13 protein-coding genes are annotated in these 17,151 nt (G+C 71.3%); 11 read left to right on the plus strand and 2 right to left on the minus strand.

What is annotated here, in order from left to right; genetic code table 11:
- The first annotated feature begins 23 nt into the window (after nt 1-23).
- Genes HNR67_RS14860 through HNR67_RS14880 form a run of 5 tightly spaced genes read left to right on the plus strand, consistent with a single transcriptional unit; the run spans nt 24 to nt 5,451 of the window.
- Nucleotides 24-1,412 carry an extracellular solute-binding protein gene (locus HNR67_RS14860; protein WP_185002607.1) on the plus strand — a complete coding sequence of 463 codons (1,389 nt, stop codon included), beginning with the start codon at nt 24-26 and terminating at the stop codon, nt 1,410-1,412.
- Entirely contained in the window at nt 1,396-2,334 is a 939-nt protein-coding gene (locus tag HNR67_RS14865) for a carbohydrate ABC transporter permease (protein WP_185002609.1), read from the plus strand. The genes HNR67_RS14860 and HNR67_RS14865 overlap by 17 nt, the downstream gene beginning before the upstream one ends.
- Nucleotides 2,331-3,152, plus strand: coding sequence for a carbohydrate ABC transporter permease (locus HNR67_RS14870; protein WP_185002610.1), 822 nt, complete (start codon nt 2,331-2,333; stop codon nt 3,150-3,152). The genes HNR67_RS14865 and HNR67_RS14870 overlap by 4 nt, the downstream gene beginning before the upstream one ends.
- On the plus strand, nt 3,152-4,237 hold the full coding sequence (locus HNR67_RS14875) for an ABC transporter ATP-binding protein (RefSeq protein WP_185002612.1): 1,086 nt from the start codon (nt 3,152-3,154) through the stop codon (nt 4,235-4,237). Before HNR67_RS14870 ends, HNR67_RS14875 begins: the two co-directional genes overlap by 1 nt.
- Complete coding sequence (locus HNR67_RS14880; RefSeq protein ID WP_185002613.1) at nt 4,234-5,451, plus strand: CehA/McbA family metallohydrolase; 1,218 nt, start codon at nt 4,234-4,236, stop codon at nt 5,449-5,451. The genes HNR67_RS14875 and HNR67_RS14880 overlap by 4 nt, the downstream gene beginning before the upstream one ends.
- Here the strand turns inward: HNR67_RS14880 and HNR67_RS14885 are convergent.
- The gene (locus HNR67_RS14885) at nt 5,412-8,147 is read right to left on the minus strand and encodes a glycoside hydrolase family 38 N-terminal domain-containing protein (RefSeq protein ID WP_185002615.1); all 2,736 of its coding nucleotides are present in this window, start codon (nt 8,145-8,147) and stop codon (nt 5,412-5,414) included. The genes HNR67_RS14880 and HNR67_RS14885 overlap by 40 nt on opposite strands.
- A gap of 191 nt (nt 8,148-8,338) precedes the next feature.
- Here HNR67_RS14885 and HNR67_RS14890 point away from each other — a divergent pair, with 191 nt between their 5' ends.
- Complete coding sequence (locus HNR67_RS14890; RefSeq protein ID WP_185002617.1) at nt 8,339-9,580, plus strand: cytochrome P450 family protein; 1,242 nt, start codon at nt 8,339-8,341, stop codon at nt 9,578-9,580.
- A gap of 64 nt (nt 9,581-9,644) precedes the next feature.
- Here the strand turns inward: HNR67_RS14890 and HNR67_RS14895 are convergent, their stop codons facing one another.
- Entirely contained in the window at nt 9,645-12,263 is a 2,619-nt protein-coding gene (locus HNR67_RS14895; protein WP_246492512.1) for a glycoside hydrolase family 97 catalytic domain-containing protein, read from the minus strand.
- A 150-nt stretch (nt 12,264-12,413) separates the two neighbouring features.
- Here HNR67_RS14895 and HNR67_RS14900 point away from each other — a divergent pair, with 150 nt between their 5' ends.
- From HNR67_RS14900 to HNR67_RS14920, 5 genes are all read left to right on the plus strand, one after another.
- The gene (locus tag HNR67_RS14900; RefSeq protein WP_185002621.1) at nt 12,414-13,229 is read left to right on the plus strand and encodes a hypothetical protein; all 816 of its coding nucleotides are present in this window, start codon (nt 12,414-12,416) and stop codon (nt 13,227-13,229) included.
- A gap of 105 nt (nt 13,230-13,334) precedes the next feature.
- Nucleotides 13,335-14,156, plus strand: a complete 822-nt coding sequence (locus tag HNR67_RS14905; protein WP_185002622.1) for a hypothetical protein — start codon at nt 13,335-13,337, stop codon at nt 14,154-14,156.
- Between the two features lie 26 nt (nt 14,157-14,182).
- Complete coding sequence (locus tag HNR67_RS14910) at nt 14,183-15,460, plus strand: adenosylmethionine--8-amino-7-oxononanoate transaminase (RefSeq protein WP_407645129.1); 1,278 nt, start codon at nt 14,183-14,185, stop codon at nt 15,458-15,460.
- 48 nt (nt 15,461-15,508) lie between these two features.
- On the plus strand, nt 15,509-16,228 hold the full coding sequence (gene bioD, locus HNR67_RS14915) for a dethiobiotin synthase (protein ID WP_185002624.1): 720 nt from the start codon (nt 15,509-15,511) through the stop codon (nt 16,226-16,228).
- On the plus strand, nt 16,228-17,079 hold the full coding sequence (locus tag HNR67_RS14920) for a hypothetical protein (RefSeq protein ID WP_185002626.1): 852 nt from the start codon (nt 16,228-16,230) through the stop codon (nt 17,077-17,079). The genes bioD and HNR67_RS14920 overlap by 1 nt, the downstream gene beginning before the upstream one ends.
- Nucleotides 17,080-17,151: the final 72 nt, after the last annotated feature.

Genomic DNA, 17,151 nt, shown 5'->3' on the forward strand with positions numbered 1-17,151 from the left:
CACCGGCTCCGAGGAGGTGGCGGATGCGCAAGCTCGCGACTCCGCTCGTTGTGGTCGCGTCACTGGGATTGCTCGCCGGATGTCTCGGCAGCCCCCAGCAGACCGACACCGCCCGCAACGCCGACGCGAAGGAGCTGACGCTCACCATCACCGGCAACTCCGTGGTCGGCGGCAAGAACGCCGCCCGCGCGGCCTGGGTCACCGACTGGGTGATCCCGAAGTTCGTCGAGGCGCAGAAGGCCAAGGGCGTCACCGCCACGGTGAAGTTCGAGGGCAGCGGCGCCGGTGATGAGGACTACAAGACCAAGGTCGCGCTGGACCTCAAGACCGGCGGCGGCGCCGACGTGCTCACCATCGACGGCATCTGGGTCGGCGAGTTCGCCGAGGCCGGACAGCTCAAACCCCTGGACGAGCTGCTGGGCAAGTCCCAGGTGGACGCCTGGGAGGGCTGGGCGCAGATCCCCAAGTCCGTGCAGGGCCTCGGCAGCTTCGGCGACCGGCGCTACGGCATCCCGGACGGCACCGACGGCCGGGTGCTCTTCTTCAACAAGAAGCTGTTCGCCCAGGCCGGACTGCCCTCGGACTGGCAGCCGAAGAGCTGGACGGACATCCTGGACGCGGCCGCGGGGCTGAAAAAGCTGCCCGGAGTGACCCCGTTGCAGGTCAACGCGGGCACCGCGATGGGTGAGGCGACCACCATGCAGGGCGTGTTGCCGATGCTGGCCAGTGCCGGGAAACCGCTTTACCGCGACGGGAAGTGGCAGGCCGGGCCCGCGCTGGGCGAGGTGCTGGAGTTCTACGCCAAGGTCTACCGGGAGGGTCTCGGCGATCCGCTGACCCAGCAGGAGGCCAAGGGCCGGGACAAGTCCTTCGCCCAGTTCGCCGAGGGCAGGCTCGGCATCATGATCGAGAGCGACTACCTGTGGCGCGGGGTGGTCGAACCGACCCGTGGCGTGGCCAAGATGGCCGACCGGGACCAGGTCGTGGGCTGGGCCAAGATCCCGGCGCGGCAGCCCGGGGTCGGCGGGCGGGACTTCGTGAGCATGTCCGGCGGCGCGGTGAACGTGGTCAACCCGGCCACCAAGTACCCGCGGCAGGCCTGGGAGCTGCTGCAGTTCATGAACTCCGCCGAGTCGATCAAGGCGCGGATGGGCGGCGGCGCGCAGGTCACCGCCCGCGCCGACGTCAACGACCAGGTCCTCGCCGGCGACCCGATGCTGTCCTACGTGGCCCGCGAGGTGCTGCCGGTGACCCAGTACCGGCCGCCGGTGGCCGGGTACCCGCGGGTGTCCGCCGCCCTGCAACAGGCCACCGCTGACGTCATCGCCGGTCGCAGCGTGCCCGAGGCGCTGTCGAACTACCGGGCCGCGCTGTCCAAGATCGTCGGCGAGTCCAATGTCGACGCCGGTTGACCTCACCCCCGCGGCGGAGTCCACAGTGGACACTCCGTCGCGGCGGGGCCGGATCGCCGACGTGGCCGGGCTCGGCGTGGGCCGCGCGGTCGCCTTCGTGCTGCCCGCACTGGCCCTGATCGCGTTGTTCCTGGTCTTCCCCGCGCTGTGGACGCTCTACATCGGCATCACCGACTACCAGCTCACCGGCCCGGCCGCGGCCAACCCGCAGGTCATCGGCATCGGCAACTTCCTCACCGCGCTGGGCGACACGCTGTTCCGCAACTCGCTGTGGCTGACCGTGCTGTTCGTGCTCGGCTCCGCGGTGATCGGGCAGAACCTGCTCGGCTTCGGCCTGGCCTGGCTGCTGCGCGGGGCCCGGCCCTGGCTGCGGCGGCTCACCGAGAGCCTGGTGCTGCTGGCCTGGATCCTGCCCAGCACGGTGGTCGCCTTCCTCTGGTTCGCCGTGCTGGACCGGGACGGCGGCACGCTGAACCTGTTGCTGGGCACCGAGGGCACCGCCTGGCTGGTGCGGTACCCGCTGATCTCGATCATCCTGTTCAACATCTGGCGCGGCACCGCCTTCTCCATGCTGCTGTACTCCTCGGCGCTGGCCGCGGTGCCGCCCTCACAGCTGGAGACCGCGAAACTGGTCGGCGCCAGCGGCTGGCAGACCGTGCGGGACGTGGTGTTCCCGCACATCCGCGGGCACGTGCTGACCAACACGCTGCTGATCAGCCTGTGGACGGCCAACGACTTCACCCCGTTCCTGCTCACCGCCGGCGGCCCCAACCACGCCTCGGAGACCCTGCCGGTGTTCATCTACCGCCAGGCCCTGGAGGGCGGGCAGCTCGGCTACGCCTCGGCGATCTCGTTGCTGCTGCTGGTGGCCAACCTGGTGGTGGCCGGGCTGTACCTGCGACTGCTGCGGAGGCGCTCATGAGCGTGCAGTACCTGCTGCGCCGGATCGGGTTCTACACGCTGATCGCGGCGGTGCTGTTCTTCTTCGCGGTGCCGATGCTGTGGCTGGCCAGCGCGCCCTTCGACGCCAAACCCGGCCTCGGCCTGCGCTGGCCGGAGTGGACCCTGGACAACGTCGGCAAGACCCTGGAGCACCCGTACGCGCTCACCTCGCTGCTGAACTCGTTGCTGCTGTGCGGGATCGCCACCATCGTGACCACGGTGTGCGCCGCACTGGCCGCCTACGCGCTCTCCAGGGTGCGCATCCCCGGCCGGGATCTGTTGCTGTACCTGCTGTTGCTGCTCTCCAGCGTGGTCACCGGCACCGCGGCGATGGTGCCGATCTTCGTGATGATGTTCCAGCTCGGACTGATCAACTCCCAGTACGGCACCGCGCTGGTGATCGCCGGCGGCATGCTGCCCGCGGCCATCTTCATCCTCAAGGACTTCATGGACTCGGTGCCGCGCTCCTACGAGGAGTCGGCCAGGGTCTTCGGCGCCTCACCGGGCCAGGTGCTGCGGCACGTGGTGCTGCCGGTGGCCCGGCCCGGCATCGCGACCATCCTGGTGTGGGCCTTCGTCAACGCCTGGGGCAACTTCCTGCTGCCGTTCCTGCTGCTGCGCGAGGTCGAGACGCAACCGGCCGCGGTGCTGCTGCGCACCCTGCAGGACGAGGGCGGCAGCGCCAACCTCACCGTGATCCCGGTGTTCTCACTGCTGTACTCGATACCGGTGGTGCTGCTGTACCTGATCGTCAGCAAACGCTACGGGTTCCGCTTCCACGGAGGGATCAAGAGCTGATGGCCGGTATCGACATCACCGCACTCTCCACGGTGTACCCCAACGGGGTGCGCGCGGTGGACGACCTCGACCTGCACATCGCCGACGGCGAGTTCTTCGCCCTGCTCGGGCCCTCCGGCTGCGGCAAGACCACGCTGCTGCGCACCATCGCCGGGCTGGAGCAGTCCAACGCCGGCACGATCACCATCGGCGCCAACGAGGTCACCGCGGTCGACCCCGGCAAACGCGGGGTGGCCATGGTGTTCCAGGACTACGCGCTGCTCCCGCACATGACCGTGGCGGAGAACATCGGCTATCCGCTGCGGGTGCGCGGGCAGAGCAAGGCCGCGCAACGCGAGATCGCCGAGTCCACCTCGGCCGGACTGAGCCTGGCCGGGCTCCTGGAGCGCCGTCCCGCCCAGCTCTCCGGCGGCCAGCAGCAGCGGGTCGCGCTGGCCCGCGCCATCGCGATGGGTGCGGAGGTGCTGCTGCTGGACGAGCCACTGTCCAATCTGGACGCCCGGTTGCGACTGGAAGCCCGCACCTTCCTCAAGCGGCTGCAACGGGAACTGGGCATCACCACGGTCTTCGTCACCCACGACCAGGCCGAGGCGCTCGCACTGGCCGACCGGATCGCGGTGATGGAGTCCGGCCGGATCCGGCAACTCGGCAGTCCGCGTGAGGTGTTCCAGCGGCCGGCGAGTGTGTTCGTGGCGAACTTCATCGGGTCCACCCCGATGAACCTGCTCGACGCGGTGGTCGTCGAGGACGAGGTGGAGGTGGCAGATGCGAGGCTGGGTCGGCCCCTGGGTCTGGCCGTGTCCGACGGCGACAAGGTCACGGCGGGAATCCGCCCCGAATACCTCCGGCTCGCCCCGCGGGGCACGGCAGGTGGGATCTCCGGCGTGGTGTCGACGGTGGAGAACCTCGGGGTGAGTTCCCTGGTGTCGCTGGAATGCGCGGGCGGTGTGCTGGTCGGCGTCACCGTGCCGGAACAGGACGAGCCACCCATCGGCAGCACCGTCACCGCGGTCCCCGAACCCGGCAGGCTGCTGCTCTTCGACGCCGAAGGTTCGCTGCTCAGCCCGGAACCGGTGCCCGCATGATCATCCACAGTGGACTGATCACCCGCGAGCACCGGTCGGCGAGCCGCTGGCTGGACCTGTCCTTCGAGGTCCCGCCGGGCTGTGCCGGCATCACCGTCGAGCTGACCTACGCCGACCCGGCCATCCTGGACATCGGCTGCGCCGGTCCGGCGGGCTGGCGTGGCTGGTCCGGTTCGGCCCGCCGCCGCTTCGCCATCACCGCCGAGACCGCCACCCCCGGCTACCTGCCCGGCGAACCGGAACCGGGGGAGTGGCGGGTGGTGCTTGGCCTGCACCGGATCCCGCCCGAGGGCGCGCACGCCCAGGTCGAGGTGACCCTCGGCCCGGCCTTCGTCGAGGTCGCGCCACCCGCCCCGCTGGCACCCGCGCCCCGGCCGGTCCGGCAGTTACCGGCCACCGCGGGCCTGCGCTGGATCCCGGCCGACCTGCACTCGCACACCCTGCACTCCGACGGCAAACTCACCGTGCCGGAACTGGCCGCGCTGGCGGTGTCCAACGGCCTGTCCGCACTCGCGGTCACCGACCACAACACCGTCGCGCACCACGCCGAACTGGCCGAGGTCGGCGACCGGTACGGCATCGCGCTGATCCCCGGCCAGGAGGTCACCACCGATTCGGGGCACGCCAACGCCTTCGGCGACATCGGCTGGATCGACTTCCGCAGGCCCCCTGCCGAATGGCTGTCCACAGTGGAGGAACGCGGCGGGCTGCTGTCCATCAACCACCCGCTCTCCGGCGACTGCTCCTGGCGGGACCCGATGCCCCTCCGTCCACCGCTGGCCGAGATCTGGCACTCCAGCTGGTGGAGCCGGACCTGGGGTGGCCCGCTCGCGTTCTGGCGGTCCTGGGGCATGCACGTCACCCCGGTCGGCGGCAGCGACTTCCACGGCCGCGGCACCGACGCCGAACCCGGCAACCCGACCACCTGGCTGGCCGTGGACGAGAACGCCTACGGTCCAGGCGAACTGGCCAAGGCCGCCCTGGATGCGTTGCGCGCGGGCCGCACCGCGATCAGCGCCAACCCGGACGCCCCGGTGCTGCTGCCGGTGGACGGCGATCTGATGCTCCTCGGCGCGTCGGGGGCGCTGCTCTACGGCCCGGACGGCAGCCGGTACGAGGCCCGGACCGAGGGCAGGCTGCCCGCCGCCGGTCCGGGCGGTCACGTGCTCACCGATCACGAGGGCGGCATGATCACCCTCTGCGGCAACCCCTGAGCGAGCCGGACCGTCGCGATCTCCCAGCCCCGCAACACCAACTCCACCGCATCGTCCACCACGTCCAGCTTGCCGACCACGTTCCCGGCCAGGTCGGTCACCCGCGCGGTGGCCAGCCCCGGCCAGCGCAACACGGTGGGCACCGGCTCCTCGGCGTAGGCGACCAGGCGCACCTCCAGCTCGCCCTCCCGCTCCCGCACGCCGCTGACCACCGCACCTTCGACCGCCAGGCCCGTCGCGGCACCCAGGAGTCCGGGCTCCCCGGTGCCCGGCGCGCTGACCAGGGGCAGGGTGAACCGTTCGACCAGTTCCATCCGCTCGGCATCGGAGCGGGCGCCGACCGCGATGCCGAACCGGGCCGTGCGCCAGCCGAGTTCCTGTGCGCCGGGGATGGGCGTGGTCGGCCCGGCCGGTTCGGCCCGCAGCGGGTGCAGGTTCCGGCTGATCGCGCCCACCGAACGCAGCAGGGTCAGCGCCAGGTCGCCGCCGGTGATCTCGTACTCGGTGGCCTGCTCCAGCAACACGGTGGCCTGCCCGGCCGTGACGAACCCCGAGGCCGGGAAGGTGGGCAGCGGCGCCTCGCCGTTGCCGCCCTCATTGCTCAGCCCGCGGTCCACCACGCCGAACTGTCCCTCGGCCCGCGATCCGGCCACCTCGCCGACCGGCACATGCCAGCGCACCCGGTGGTCCCGGCTGCGGTTCTCGAACCGGATCTCCACCCGCACGAACGGCTCCCCGGCGCGCAGTCGCACCGCCATGGACACCTCGGTGGCGGCCGCTTTCCCTGCCCGAGCGGACCCGGCCGCGTCGTGTAGCCCGATCGGCCATTCATAAGTGCGGTAAACGGTGTACCCGCCGAGCAGAGGTCCCGGCGCGTCCGGGCAGACCAGGATCGCCACCGGCTCGTGCACGAGCGAATCCGCCACCGGCGGGCCGTAGTTGTAGCTGTCCCCGGCGTCGCCGCCGTCGCAGATCCGGCCGACCCCGTCGAGCACGCCGCCGTCCGCGCCGGTGATCCGCAGCGTGCCGTCATCGAGCACGGAGACCGAGACCAGTCCGTTGCTCAGCACACCGTCCACAAGGGACACCGGAGCGTCGACCGTGCCGCTGCCCTCGACCGCCCGGATCCCGGTCCAGCCCAGTGGTGGAACCGGTACCACGGCGAGGAGTTCCCGTCGCGGCTCGTCCACCACCCGCAGTTCCCACACCGGATGCTCCCCGGCCCGGCCCGCCAGTTCGGTGGCGAACCGTTCCACGTCGTAGGCCGGATTTCCCAGTCTTCCCACCGAGAACTCCACCACGCCGTCGCCGATCACGGCCTGGCGCACCGCCCGGTCGTACATCACCTGGCCGAAGGTCCGCCGCCGCACCGCCTCCGCGATCGCCGCGGCCGGGAACTCCGCGGACACCAGCACCCGCGCGGGCCGGTCCACCTCCTGGGTGGGCACCCGCCGTCCGTCCGGCAGCTCGAACTCCACCGCAGCCCAGGATTCCGCGGCCACCGGCGTGCAACGCACCAGGTCCTGGCGGGGCCACGGACTCGGGTTCACCACCAGCACCGCGTCCCCCGGCACCCGGGCGGCGAGGGCGTCCACCACCCGGTCCCGCACCGCCGAACCCAGCTGCTCGGCCTCCGCGATCCGGCCCGCCACCTGCGCCGCGGTGCTGTCCGCACCGCAGCCGGTGACCGAATCGTGGCAGGAGGCGTCCACCAGCCGCTGCCAGGCCATCGCGGTGAACGGGTGGGCCGCGGCCGGGAACCACAGTGCGGCAAGGGGTTCGGCGTAACGCTGCACCATGCGTTCGGCCGCGGCCATGGCCTGCTTCACCGGCGCGCGCACCGAGAGCACCCCCGGCAGCAGGTTCGCCCTGGCATGACTGCGCAGTTCGCCTTGCACCTCAAGGAGTTCCGCGGACAGGTCCCGGTCGGCCAGTGCCTCGGTCAGGGTGGCCAGCCGCAGCGTGACCGGGGAGTCGGCGGCGCTGACCGCGCGCACCTGCTCGGTCAGCGAGGGCAGTGGCCCGCCGTGGTCCGCGCCGTACATGGCCAGCACCTCATCCGCGCCGAACCACGAGGTCATCCGCTCGGCGAAGTCCTCGGCCCGGCCCTGGGTGGCCGCCCGATCGCTGAACAGCACCGCCGCGTTGCCGTAACCGCCGGGCAGGTACTCGGTGCGCACTGCGGACCCGTCCGGGGCCACCCAGGCGAACCCATTGCGCTCCACAGTGGACGGAACCCCGCGCCACAGGCAGGCCTGGCGGAAACCGAAGCCGCGCAACACCTGTGGCAACTGGGCGGCGTGCCCGAACTGGTCCGGCAGGTAGGCCACCGGCATCGCGCCACCAAGCTCCGCCGACCGGGCCAGGCCGATCTCCAGGTTGCGCACCAGGTTCTCCCCGGAACACAGGAAGGAGTCCGCGAGCACCCGCCACGGCCCGACCGCGAGCTGACCGCGTGCCACCAGGTCCCGGACCTTCTCGAACGCCTCGGGCCGGATCTCCAGGTAGTCGTCCACCGCGGCGGTCTGGCCGTCCAGGGTGAAGCGCAGCTCCGGATCGGCCGCCAGCCTGGGCAGAACCTCATCGAGTAAGTCCACCAGCCGCAACCGGAATCGCTGGAACGGTTCGTACCACTCGCGATCCCAGTGCGTGTGCGGGACGACATGGACGAGGCGGCGGTGTGGCGTCGTAGGCACGGTCACACGTTAGTGAGCCACGATGGTCATGTGTATACCGTTGGGAACTTTCCCGACCTTCGGCACGTTGCTCTGAACGGGTGACATTGTGCGGGCCCGGGAGCGGAGTAGGGTCGGAAATCGTTGAGTTAACGATGTTCACAATACGGTGACGTATGTGAATCCGGGACGGATTTGGGGAGAGCACCGGAATGGTCAACGACACCGCCGCGGCGGCCGAGCCGCTGCCTGATCTGGCTATGTTCGATCAGAAGTACATGCAGGATCCGTACCCGATCTACGCGAAGCTGCGGCAGCAGCTGCCCGTGCACAAGACCGCGCTGCCCAACCGCTCCTTCGACATGTGGGTGGTCACCCGCTACGAGGACGTGAAGGTGGCGCTGACCTCGCCCGCGGTCAGCAAGGACTCCACCCGGCTGCGCGAGCTGATCAGCCGGACCGCGCCGGAGGGTGCTCCGCAGTTCTCCGAGGCGCTGGCCGGGCACATGCTCAACAGCGACCCGCCACAGCACACCCGGCTGCGCAAGCTGGTCGCCAAGGCCTTCACCCCGCGCCGGGTGGAGCAGCTGCGGCCGCGGATCGAGCAGATCACCACCGAGCTGCTGGACCAGGTGGCCGCCGGGGGTGAGGTGGTCGATCTGATGGAGACGATGGCCTTCCCGCTGCCGGTCACCGTGATCTGCGAGCTGCTCGGCGTACCCGAGCAGGACCAGGCCGACTTCCGCCGCTGGTCCAACTCGTTGCTGGGCAACTCCAACGACCCGCAGCAGCAGGCCAAGGACAGCCAGGACCTGGCCGCCTACCTGGTCCAGCTGATCGAGACCAAGCGGATCACGCCCACCGACGACCTGCTCTCCGACCTGATCCAGGCCAGCGACGACAACGATTCGCTGAGCCAGGGCGAGCTGGTCGCGATGGCCTTCCTGTTGCTGGTGGCCGGGCACGAGACCACCGCGAACCTGATCGGCAACGGGGTGCGCGCACTGCTCACCCACCCCGAGCAGCTCGCCGAGCTGAAGGCCAAGCCCGAGCGCATCCACAACGCGATCGAGGAAATGCTGCGCTACGACGGCCCGGTGATCACCGGCACCATCCGGATGACCACCGAACCGCTGACCCTTGGCGAGGTGACCGTGCCCGCCGACCAGTTGCTGCTGGTGGGTCTGGGCTCGGCCAACCGGGACAGCAACAAGTTCGAGAACGCCGACGAGCTGGACATCGACCGGGTGCTGGGCGGGCACTTCGGCTTCGGGCACGGCATCCACTACTGCGTGGGTGCGCCGCTGGCCCGGCTGGAGGCGGTCACCGCGATCGGCGGTCTGCTGGCCCGCTTCCCGGAGTTGTCGCTGGCGGTGCCGTCGGCGGAACTGAACTACCGCAGCAGTGTGCTGATCCGCTCGCTGGTCGAGCTGCCGGTGCGACCGAACGGCTGAACCGCCAACCCACCACGGAAGACGGTGGCGTGTCCCAGGACGCGCCACCGTCCCATGTAGACACTCAGCAGGTCAGCCTGGCCTCGGCCCAGTCGGCGTGGTCGAAGTTCCGGCCGTCACCACCGTCGCTGACCCGCAGCGTCAACGTGCGTGCCCCGGTCAGGTCCACTGACAGCGGGGTCGCGGCCTGCCCGGTCCGCAGCACCCCGGTCTCCTGTCGCAGCAGGCCATCGGTGAGCACGTGGAAGGCAGCGCTGCCCGGTGACGTGGTCTCGTCGTCCAGTCCGGCCAGGGCGGTGAACCGGGTGCACCGGCCGCCCAGGTGCACCGAGACCTCGCTCGGCGCGTGCGCGCCAAGCCCCTTGGCATAGCTGATCCCGTTGATCCGCAACGGGTTCCCGTCGCCACCGGCGGAGTCGTTGTTGGAGCGGTCCCGCTCCACCGGGCCCCAGCCGTTGCTCTCCGCGGTGAACGGCAGTTCACTCACCCACGGTTGCCCGGTCAGTGCCACCGCGGCCTTGACCGCCTGTCCGACGTGCATCCGCTGCCGTCCCGGCGGCAACGCCGGATCGGTGAACTCGGCGAACACCGGCAGCTCCACCGGCCCGAACTTCGCTTCCGCGCCAACGGTCACCCGCCACCGGCCACGCAACTGCCCGCCCTGGCCCAGCCGGGCCGCGGTCACCGCCGGTCCGCTCACCGTGAAGCCCGCGGGTGCACTGGCCCGCAGCTCGACCTCGCGCAGTGTCCTCGCACTGTCCACAGTGAACTCGGCGGTGACCTCGAAACTGTTGCCCGCCAACACATCACCGGCGTCAGTCGGCGTGATCGTCAGCCGGGTCAGCGGTGGCTGCGGCACCGGCTGGTGGCAGGTGGTGCGACCGGCGGTGGCCGGACAGGCGATGGCGGCGAACCCGCCGTTGCGCGGCACGTCCACCGACAACCGGTCCCGGGACGAGCGCACCGCGCTGTCCACCAGCACATCGCCGCGGCCGCCCGGCGCGTCCCGGACCACCTCGACCAGCCAGCGGCCCGGCCCCAGCACGTCCAGGCCCGCGGTCAGCGTGGCCGGGTCGCCGGTGGCGATGCCGCCGAAGAACCAGCGATCGCCACTGCGCCGGGCCAGCACCGCGTCCTGACCCGGGTAGCCACTGCGGAACCTGGTCTCCTCCCACACCGTCGGCACCTGGTCCAGGAACCGCAGTGCGCGCGGGAAACGCTGGTACGCCTCGGGTTTGTCCGCGAAGTGCTGCCAGCCCGACTCGAACACCACCGGCAGCGCGATCTCGTGCGCGATGGTCGAGGTCCGCGGGCCCACCTCCAGGGACACCGGGGTGAAGTCCATCGAGCCGACCACGTTGCGCGCGAACGGGTGCACCGGGTTGTCGGTGGGCTGGGGCAGCTGTTCCGCGCCGTGCACGGCCTCCATGGTCATCACATGCGGCCAAGTGCGGGCCAGGCCGTGCGGGATGGTCGAACCGTGGAAGTTGACCATCAGCCGGTGCCGGGCGGTGTCCGCCAGGGCCTGGTCGTACCACTGGTAGCGGGACTGCGAGTCCGACTCCATGAAGTCGATCTTGACGCCCTTGACGCCCCAGCCGGTCACCTTGGCGAACTCGGTGTCCCGTTCCTGCTGGGTGTCCAGGCGCTGCCAGTGGTACCAGAGCAGGATGTCCACGTTGCGGGCGCGGGCGTAGCGGGTCAGCTCCGGCACCCACTGCGGGCTCCAGCCCTCGTCGACCAGCACGTACGGCCAGCCGTTGCGCGCGGCGAAGTCCACGTACTCCTTCTGCCGGGCGAAGTTCGACGGACTGGAGTGCTCACTCAGCCAGGACCAGGCCACCTTGCCCGGTTTGATCCAGGAGGTGTCACTGAACCGCGCCGGGTCCGCCAGGTCGTCCACCAGCGTGGACTCGGTCACCTTGCCCAGGTCACCGATGATCGCGGTCCGCCACGGGGTCGGCGTGCCCGCGCCCAGCCGCACCCGCTGATCGGCCAGCTCCACCGCGTAGGTGCCGGATCCGGCCGCGTGCGCCAACCGGCTGCCCGCGTACCGCCCGTCCACCCCGGCCTCGGTCAGCAGCACGTAGTCCGCGCCCACCTGGAACAGCGAGGGGTTGCCGAAGATCCCGGCAGGCGCGCCGCCCGCCGTGGTGCGCTGCCGGCGGTTCTCGTGCTGCGGGTTGTAGGGCATCAGCCAGGCAGGGGAGTCCGCGGGCAGGGTGAACGCGGATGCCTCGCCGAGCACGATCTCCTCGCCCGGCAACACATACCGGTAGGCCACGCCGTCCTCGGCCACCCGCAACACCAGGTCGACCGCCGCATCCCCGTTGCCACGCAAGGAGAACCGGGTCTCGGTCAGCCGCGCCACCCGGTCCAGCCGCTTGCCGGTGGTCATCCGATACCGTTCGGTCACCGCTCGCTGGGACTGGCTGACCAGCCGCAACCCGCGGGTCAGGTCCACCCGTTCGGTGCGCAGTCCCAGCGGCGAGGGCAGGATCAGCTCCCGGCCATCCCGCTGCACCGACAGCGACACCGAGCCGTCCGCCGCGCCGAAGTCCACCTTCGCGGTGATCCCCGCGTCCGGCCCGCGCACCGCGACACTGCCGCCCCGCCCGTCCGCGAGGGCCGGGACCCCCGCTCCGGCGGCGACCCCCGCCACCACCGTGACTACCGCGACCAACCGACCGGACCATCGTCTCTTCAACGGTTCTCCCAGCTAGACGGCTCCGATCCACCCTGCCAGCTATCCAGATCGCCGTGTTGGCCGTTGTTGGACACCGGTTTGGCCGTTCCGGGCGCGGGATTTGACCGGATTTGGTAAACCCATGCCGTGATCCCCGCGACGCCGCCCGGCCCGTCCCTGCCGGCCGCCGAGGCCGAGCTGCGCCTGCGCTGGCTGCGCGCCCAGCCCCTGCTCCAGCTCGCCTTCGTGATCATCCCGGGCTTCGCCGCGGCCCTGGTGCTGACACTGATGATCTTCGGACTGACCGTGTCCGCGCACGGCCTGGTGCCGCTGCTGTTCCTGTGCGGCGGCCCGCTGCTCATCCTCGGCGCCTCGCTGACCCGCAAACCGGAGTGGTGGCTGAACCCGGGCGCCTGGGCCCGCCGCGCCGTCGGGATCACCGCGCTGGTCTGCTTCGCGCTGCTGCCCGCGACCGGCTACTGGTCGCCGATCCAGCGATGGGTGTGGCCGCTGGTGGCGACCCTGTGCCTGCTGCTGCCCACCCTGGCCGGCCTGCTCGCGGGCCGGGCCCGCCGCGCCTTCGGCACGCCGCCGTCCCCCGACCTCGGCGAGACCGGGTTCGTGCTGCACTTCGACCTGGACGGGATGTCCGGCCGGATCTGGCTGGAGCTGACCGAACTGCGCTGGCACCTGGCAGGCACCGGCGTCCAGGTCTCGCTGCCCCTCCAGCAGATCCAGCAGGTCTCGGTGGCCGACCCCAACCACGAGACCAGGTCCGTGCGCGGCGCGCTGAGCAGGCCGGACGGCAGCGACGGCGCGGACCTGCCGCCCGTCCCGCTGCTGGCGGTGACCAGCCGCCAGGGCCTGGTCCTGTTCCCGGTCAACCACCCGGAAGTGGTGGCCGAGACCCTGCGCCGCCGAATGTCCGCCCGCGTCCAGCTCACCCACACCCCCGGCACCTGAACGTCCACAGTAGACACCCAAGATCATCCCGAGTGTTGGCCGTTGTCGTACCCCAAGTTGGCCGTTCCGGACGCGTCGATCGGCCGGGTTTGATAAACCCTTGCCGTGATCTCCACCAAGCCGCCCGGCCCGTCCATCGAGGCCAGCGAGGCCGAGCTGCGCCTGCGCTGGCTGCGCGCCCACCCCCTGCTGGTCCTCGGCTACGTGATCATCCCGGGTTTCGCCGCCGCCCTGGTGGTGACGCTGGTGATCTTCGGGTTCAGCGTCCGGATCGACTCCGCGGTCGGCCTGGTGATCATCACCGGCGGTCCGCTGTGCGGTTACGTCTGGGGCCTGACCCGCAAACCGGAGTGGTGGCTCACCCCGACCGCCTGGGCCCGCCGCGCGTTCTGGCTGACCGCGCTGGTCTGCTTCGCCATGCTGCCCGCCACCGTTTACTGGTCGCCGATCCAGTGGTGGGTGTGGCCGCTGGTGCTGACCCTGTGCGTGCTGCTGCCCACCCTGTCCGGGGTGCTCGCCGGTCGCGCCCGCCGGAGTTTCCTGCGCCCGTTCTCCCCGGATCTCGGTGAATGCGGATTCGTGCTTTTCGCCGAACTCAACGGGATCGCGGGCGAGGTCCGCCTCGAACTGACCGAACTGCGCTGGAAGCAGGGCGGTTCCGGTGAGGAGGTGTCCTTGCTGCTCAAGCAGATCGAGCAGGTCACCGTCGGCGCGGTCACCCAGGACACCAAGCCCTCCCGGCGCGCGCTGGGCAAGCCGGACGGCAACGGGGGAGCCGCGCTGCCACCGGGCCGGGTGATGGCGGTGCAAGGGCGCAAGGGCACGATCCTGTTCCCGCTCAAGGATCCCGAGGCGTTCGCGGCGATCCTGGAACGGCGGATGGCGGCCCGGCCGCAACTGATCAAGAACGCTCGCGTCACCACGTGAGCGGACACCGCGGTTAGGGTGCGCTGGTGAGCCAGGAACTCCTCGACCTCGACCGCAGGCACGTGTGGCACCCGTACGGGCCGATGCCCGGCACCCAGGAGCCGCTGCTGGTCGAGTCCGCGCGCGGGGTGCGCCTGACCCTGGCCGACGGGCGCGAGCTGATCGACGGCATGTCCTCCTGGTGGGCGGTCATCCACGGCCACCGGCACCCCGCGCTGGACGCCGCCCTGCACGCCCAGGCCGACAAGCTCAGCCACGTCATGTTCGGCGGCCTCACCCACGAACCCGCGATCCGGCTGGCACAGAAGCTGGTCGAGATCACCCCGGCCCCGCTGCAGCACGTCTTCCTCTGCGACTCCGGCTCGGTCTCGGTCGAGGTCGCGATCAAGATGTGCCTGCAGTACTGGCGCTCCCTCGGCCGCCCGGACAAGCGCCGCATGCTCACCTGGCGCGGCGGCTACCACGGCGACACCTTCCAGCCGATGAGCGTCTGCGACCCCGACGGCGGCATGCACACGCTCTGGCGCGGCATCCTGCCCGAACAGGTCTTCGTCGACGCCCCACCGCGCGGCTTCGACGCCGACATCGACCCGGTCTACGTGCAGCACCTGGCCGATGCCATCGAGGACAACGCGGACACCCTGGCCGCGGTCATCGTCGAACCCGTGGTGCAGGGCGCGGGCGGGATGGCCTTCCACAACCCGCGCTACCTGCACGTGCTGCGCGAACTCTGCCTGGCCAACGACGTCCTGCTGATCTTCGACGAGATCGCCACCGGCTTCGGCCGCACCGGCGCGCTCTTCGCCGCCGACCACCCCGGCATCAGCCCGGACGTGCTCTGCCTCGGCAAGGCGCTCACCGGCGGCTACCTCAGCCTGGCCGCCACGCTGTGCACCGAGCGGATCGCCGACGGGATCTCCCAGGGCGAGCTGCCGGTGCTCGCGCACGGCCCCACCTTCATGGGCAACCCACTGGCCACCGCGGTCGCCAACGCCTCCCTCGACCTGCTGCTCAGTCAGGACTGGGCGGGCGAGGTCCGGCGGATCGAAACCGGTCTCGGCAAGGGCCTGGCCGCGGCCAGGGCACTACCCGGGGTACGCGATGTGCGGGTGCTCGGCGCCATCGGAGTGATCCAGCTCGACCATCCGGTGGACATGCGGGCGGCCACCGACGCCGCGGTCGGCGAGGGCGTGTGGCTGCGCCCGTTCCGCGACCTGGTCTACGCGATGCCGCCGTATGTCAGCACCGACGACGACGTCCAGCGGATCACCGCCGCCATGTGCGCCGCGGCCGCCGCCGGGTAGCCCTCCCCCGATCGGGCCCGCCCGAACGCTTGAGTAGCGTGCACAGACGTGACCGTGCTGGTGATCACTGGAACCGGTACCGAGGTCGGCAAGACGGTCGTCACCGCGGCCGTCGCGGCGCTGGCCAGGGCCGAGGGCAAACGGGTCGCCGTGCTCAAACCGGCGCAGACCGGGGTCGGGCCGAACGAACCCGGTGACATCGACGAGGTGGTCCGCCTCGCCGGTGACATCACCGCGCGCGAACTCGCCCGGTATCCGCAACCGTTGGCCCCGGCCACCGCCGCCCGCGCGGCCGGGATGCCGCCGGTCCGACCGGCCCAGATCGCGGCCGCCGCGACCGGGCTGGCCGCCGACCACGACCTGGTGCTGCTGGAAGGCGCCGGTGGGCTGCTGGTCCGCTTCGACACCGCGGGCAGCACCCTGGCCGACGCCGCCTGGGCACTCGGTGCGCCGGTGCTGCTGGTCGCCTCGGCCGGACTGGGCGTGCTCAACACCGCCACGCTCACCGTGGAGGCGCTGCGCCGTCGCGGGCTGACCTGCCAGGGCGTGGTCGTGGGCAGCTGGCCGCACCAGCCCGACCTGGCCTGTCGGCACAACCTGGCCGACCTGCCAGAGGTCACCGGGGCGCCGCTGCTGGGCGTGCTGCCCGAGGGCGCGGGCAAGTACCACGAGGAGGACTTCCTGCTGCTGGCCCGGCGCTGCCTCGCGCCCGAGCTGGGCGGGGAGTTCGACGCGGCCGAGTTCACGGTCCGGCACGGGCTCACCTGATGCCCCGGCCCCCGGCCCGGAAATCACCCGGCTGCGCGGTCGTCCTGCTGCTCCTGCTCGCCGGGCCCGCCGCCTACCTGATCTGGGCCGCGGTCTTCCACACCACCGATCCGGCCACCCGGATCTGGCAGACCATCGGGGCCGCGGTGCTGCTGGTGGCCACGGTGGCCGGGCTGCTGGTCACCCTGGACGTCGGCGACGGCAAACGCCCCGGCTACGACCTGGGCTGCGTCGGCCTCGGCCTGCCCCTGCTCACCGCCCCCGGCCTGCTGCTCGCCCTGCTCGGCGCGGACACCGGGATCACCGTGGTCGGCTGGATCCTGGTGGTGGCCGGGGTGCTGGTCATGTTCGGCGCGATCCTCAACCGCGGCCAGACCGAGCCAGCAGAGCCGGTCGAGCCGGGCAACGGCCAGGTCAACGGCGTCGCACCGAGTCCGGCCAAGGCCGAGGAGCCGGTGCCCGCGGCCAACCGGATCGGCTGCTCGCTCGCCGCGATCGGCCTGCTCGCGCTGCCCGGCCTGTCCCTGCTCTGGCTGGCCGCCTTCGACCCCGACCGCAGCCACACCGGCCGGGTCTGGTGCGCGGTCGCCGGGGCCGCGCTGCTGGCCATGGCCGCCGCCGCGACCGCCGCCTCGCTCGGCCTCGGCGACTCCGCCCGCCGCCTGGACCTGGGCTGCCTCGGCCTGGTCCTGCTGCTGCTCATCGCGCCGGGCGTGCTGCTGCTGATCGCGGCCGACCCGCCGGGCGGGGTGCGCATCGTCGGCTGGTGCCTGCTCGGACTGGCCGGATGCGCGCTGCTGGGCACGGTGACCCGCGGCAGACAAGCCCGGATCCGCGGCTCCGGGAAGTGAGGTACGCCGCACCACACCGCCGCTCCGGTAAGGCAGGATGAGCCGACCGAGCGTCCATCGGGAAGGAACACA

The organism is Crossiella cryophila, from assembly GCF_014204915.1.
Taxonomy (GTDB): Bacteria; Actinomycetota; Actinomycetes; order Mycobacteriales; family Pseudonocardiaceae; genus Crossiella; species Crossiella cryophila.

What these genes read in the sequence shown, in the direction of transcription:
- HNR67_RS14875 (WP_185002612.1), top strand. Translation starts at nt 3,152, where the DNA reads ATGGCCGGTATCGACATCACCGCACTCTCCACGGTGTACCCCAACGGG.
- HNR67_RS14860 (WP_185002607.1), top strand. Translation starts at nt 24, where the DNA reads ATGCGCAAGCTCGCGACTCCGCTCGTTGTGGTCGCGTCACTGGGATTG.
- HNR67_RS14890 (WP_185002617.1), top strand. Translation starts at nt 8,339, where the DNA reads ATGGTCAACGACACCGCCGCGGCGGCCGAGCCGCTGCCTGATCTGGCT.
- HNR67_RS14870 (WP_185002610.1), top strand. Translation starts at nt 2,331, where the DNA reads ATGAGCGTGCAGTACCTGCTGCGCCGGATCGGGTTCTACACGCTGATC.
- HNR67_RS14920 (WP_185002626.1), top strand. Translation starts at nt 16,228, where the DNA reads ATGCCCCGGCCCCCGGCCCGGAAATCACCCGGCTGCGCGGTCGTCCTG.
- HNR67_RS14880 (WP_185002613.1), top strand. Translation starts at nt 4,234, where the DNA reads ATGATCATCCACAGTGGACTGATCACCCGCGAGCACCGGTCGGCGAGC.
- HNR67_RS14865 (WP_185002609.1), top strand. Translation starts at nt 1,396, where the DNA reads ATGTCGACGCCGGTTGACCTCACCCCCGCGGCGGAGTCCACAGTGGAC.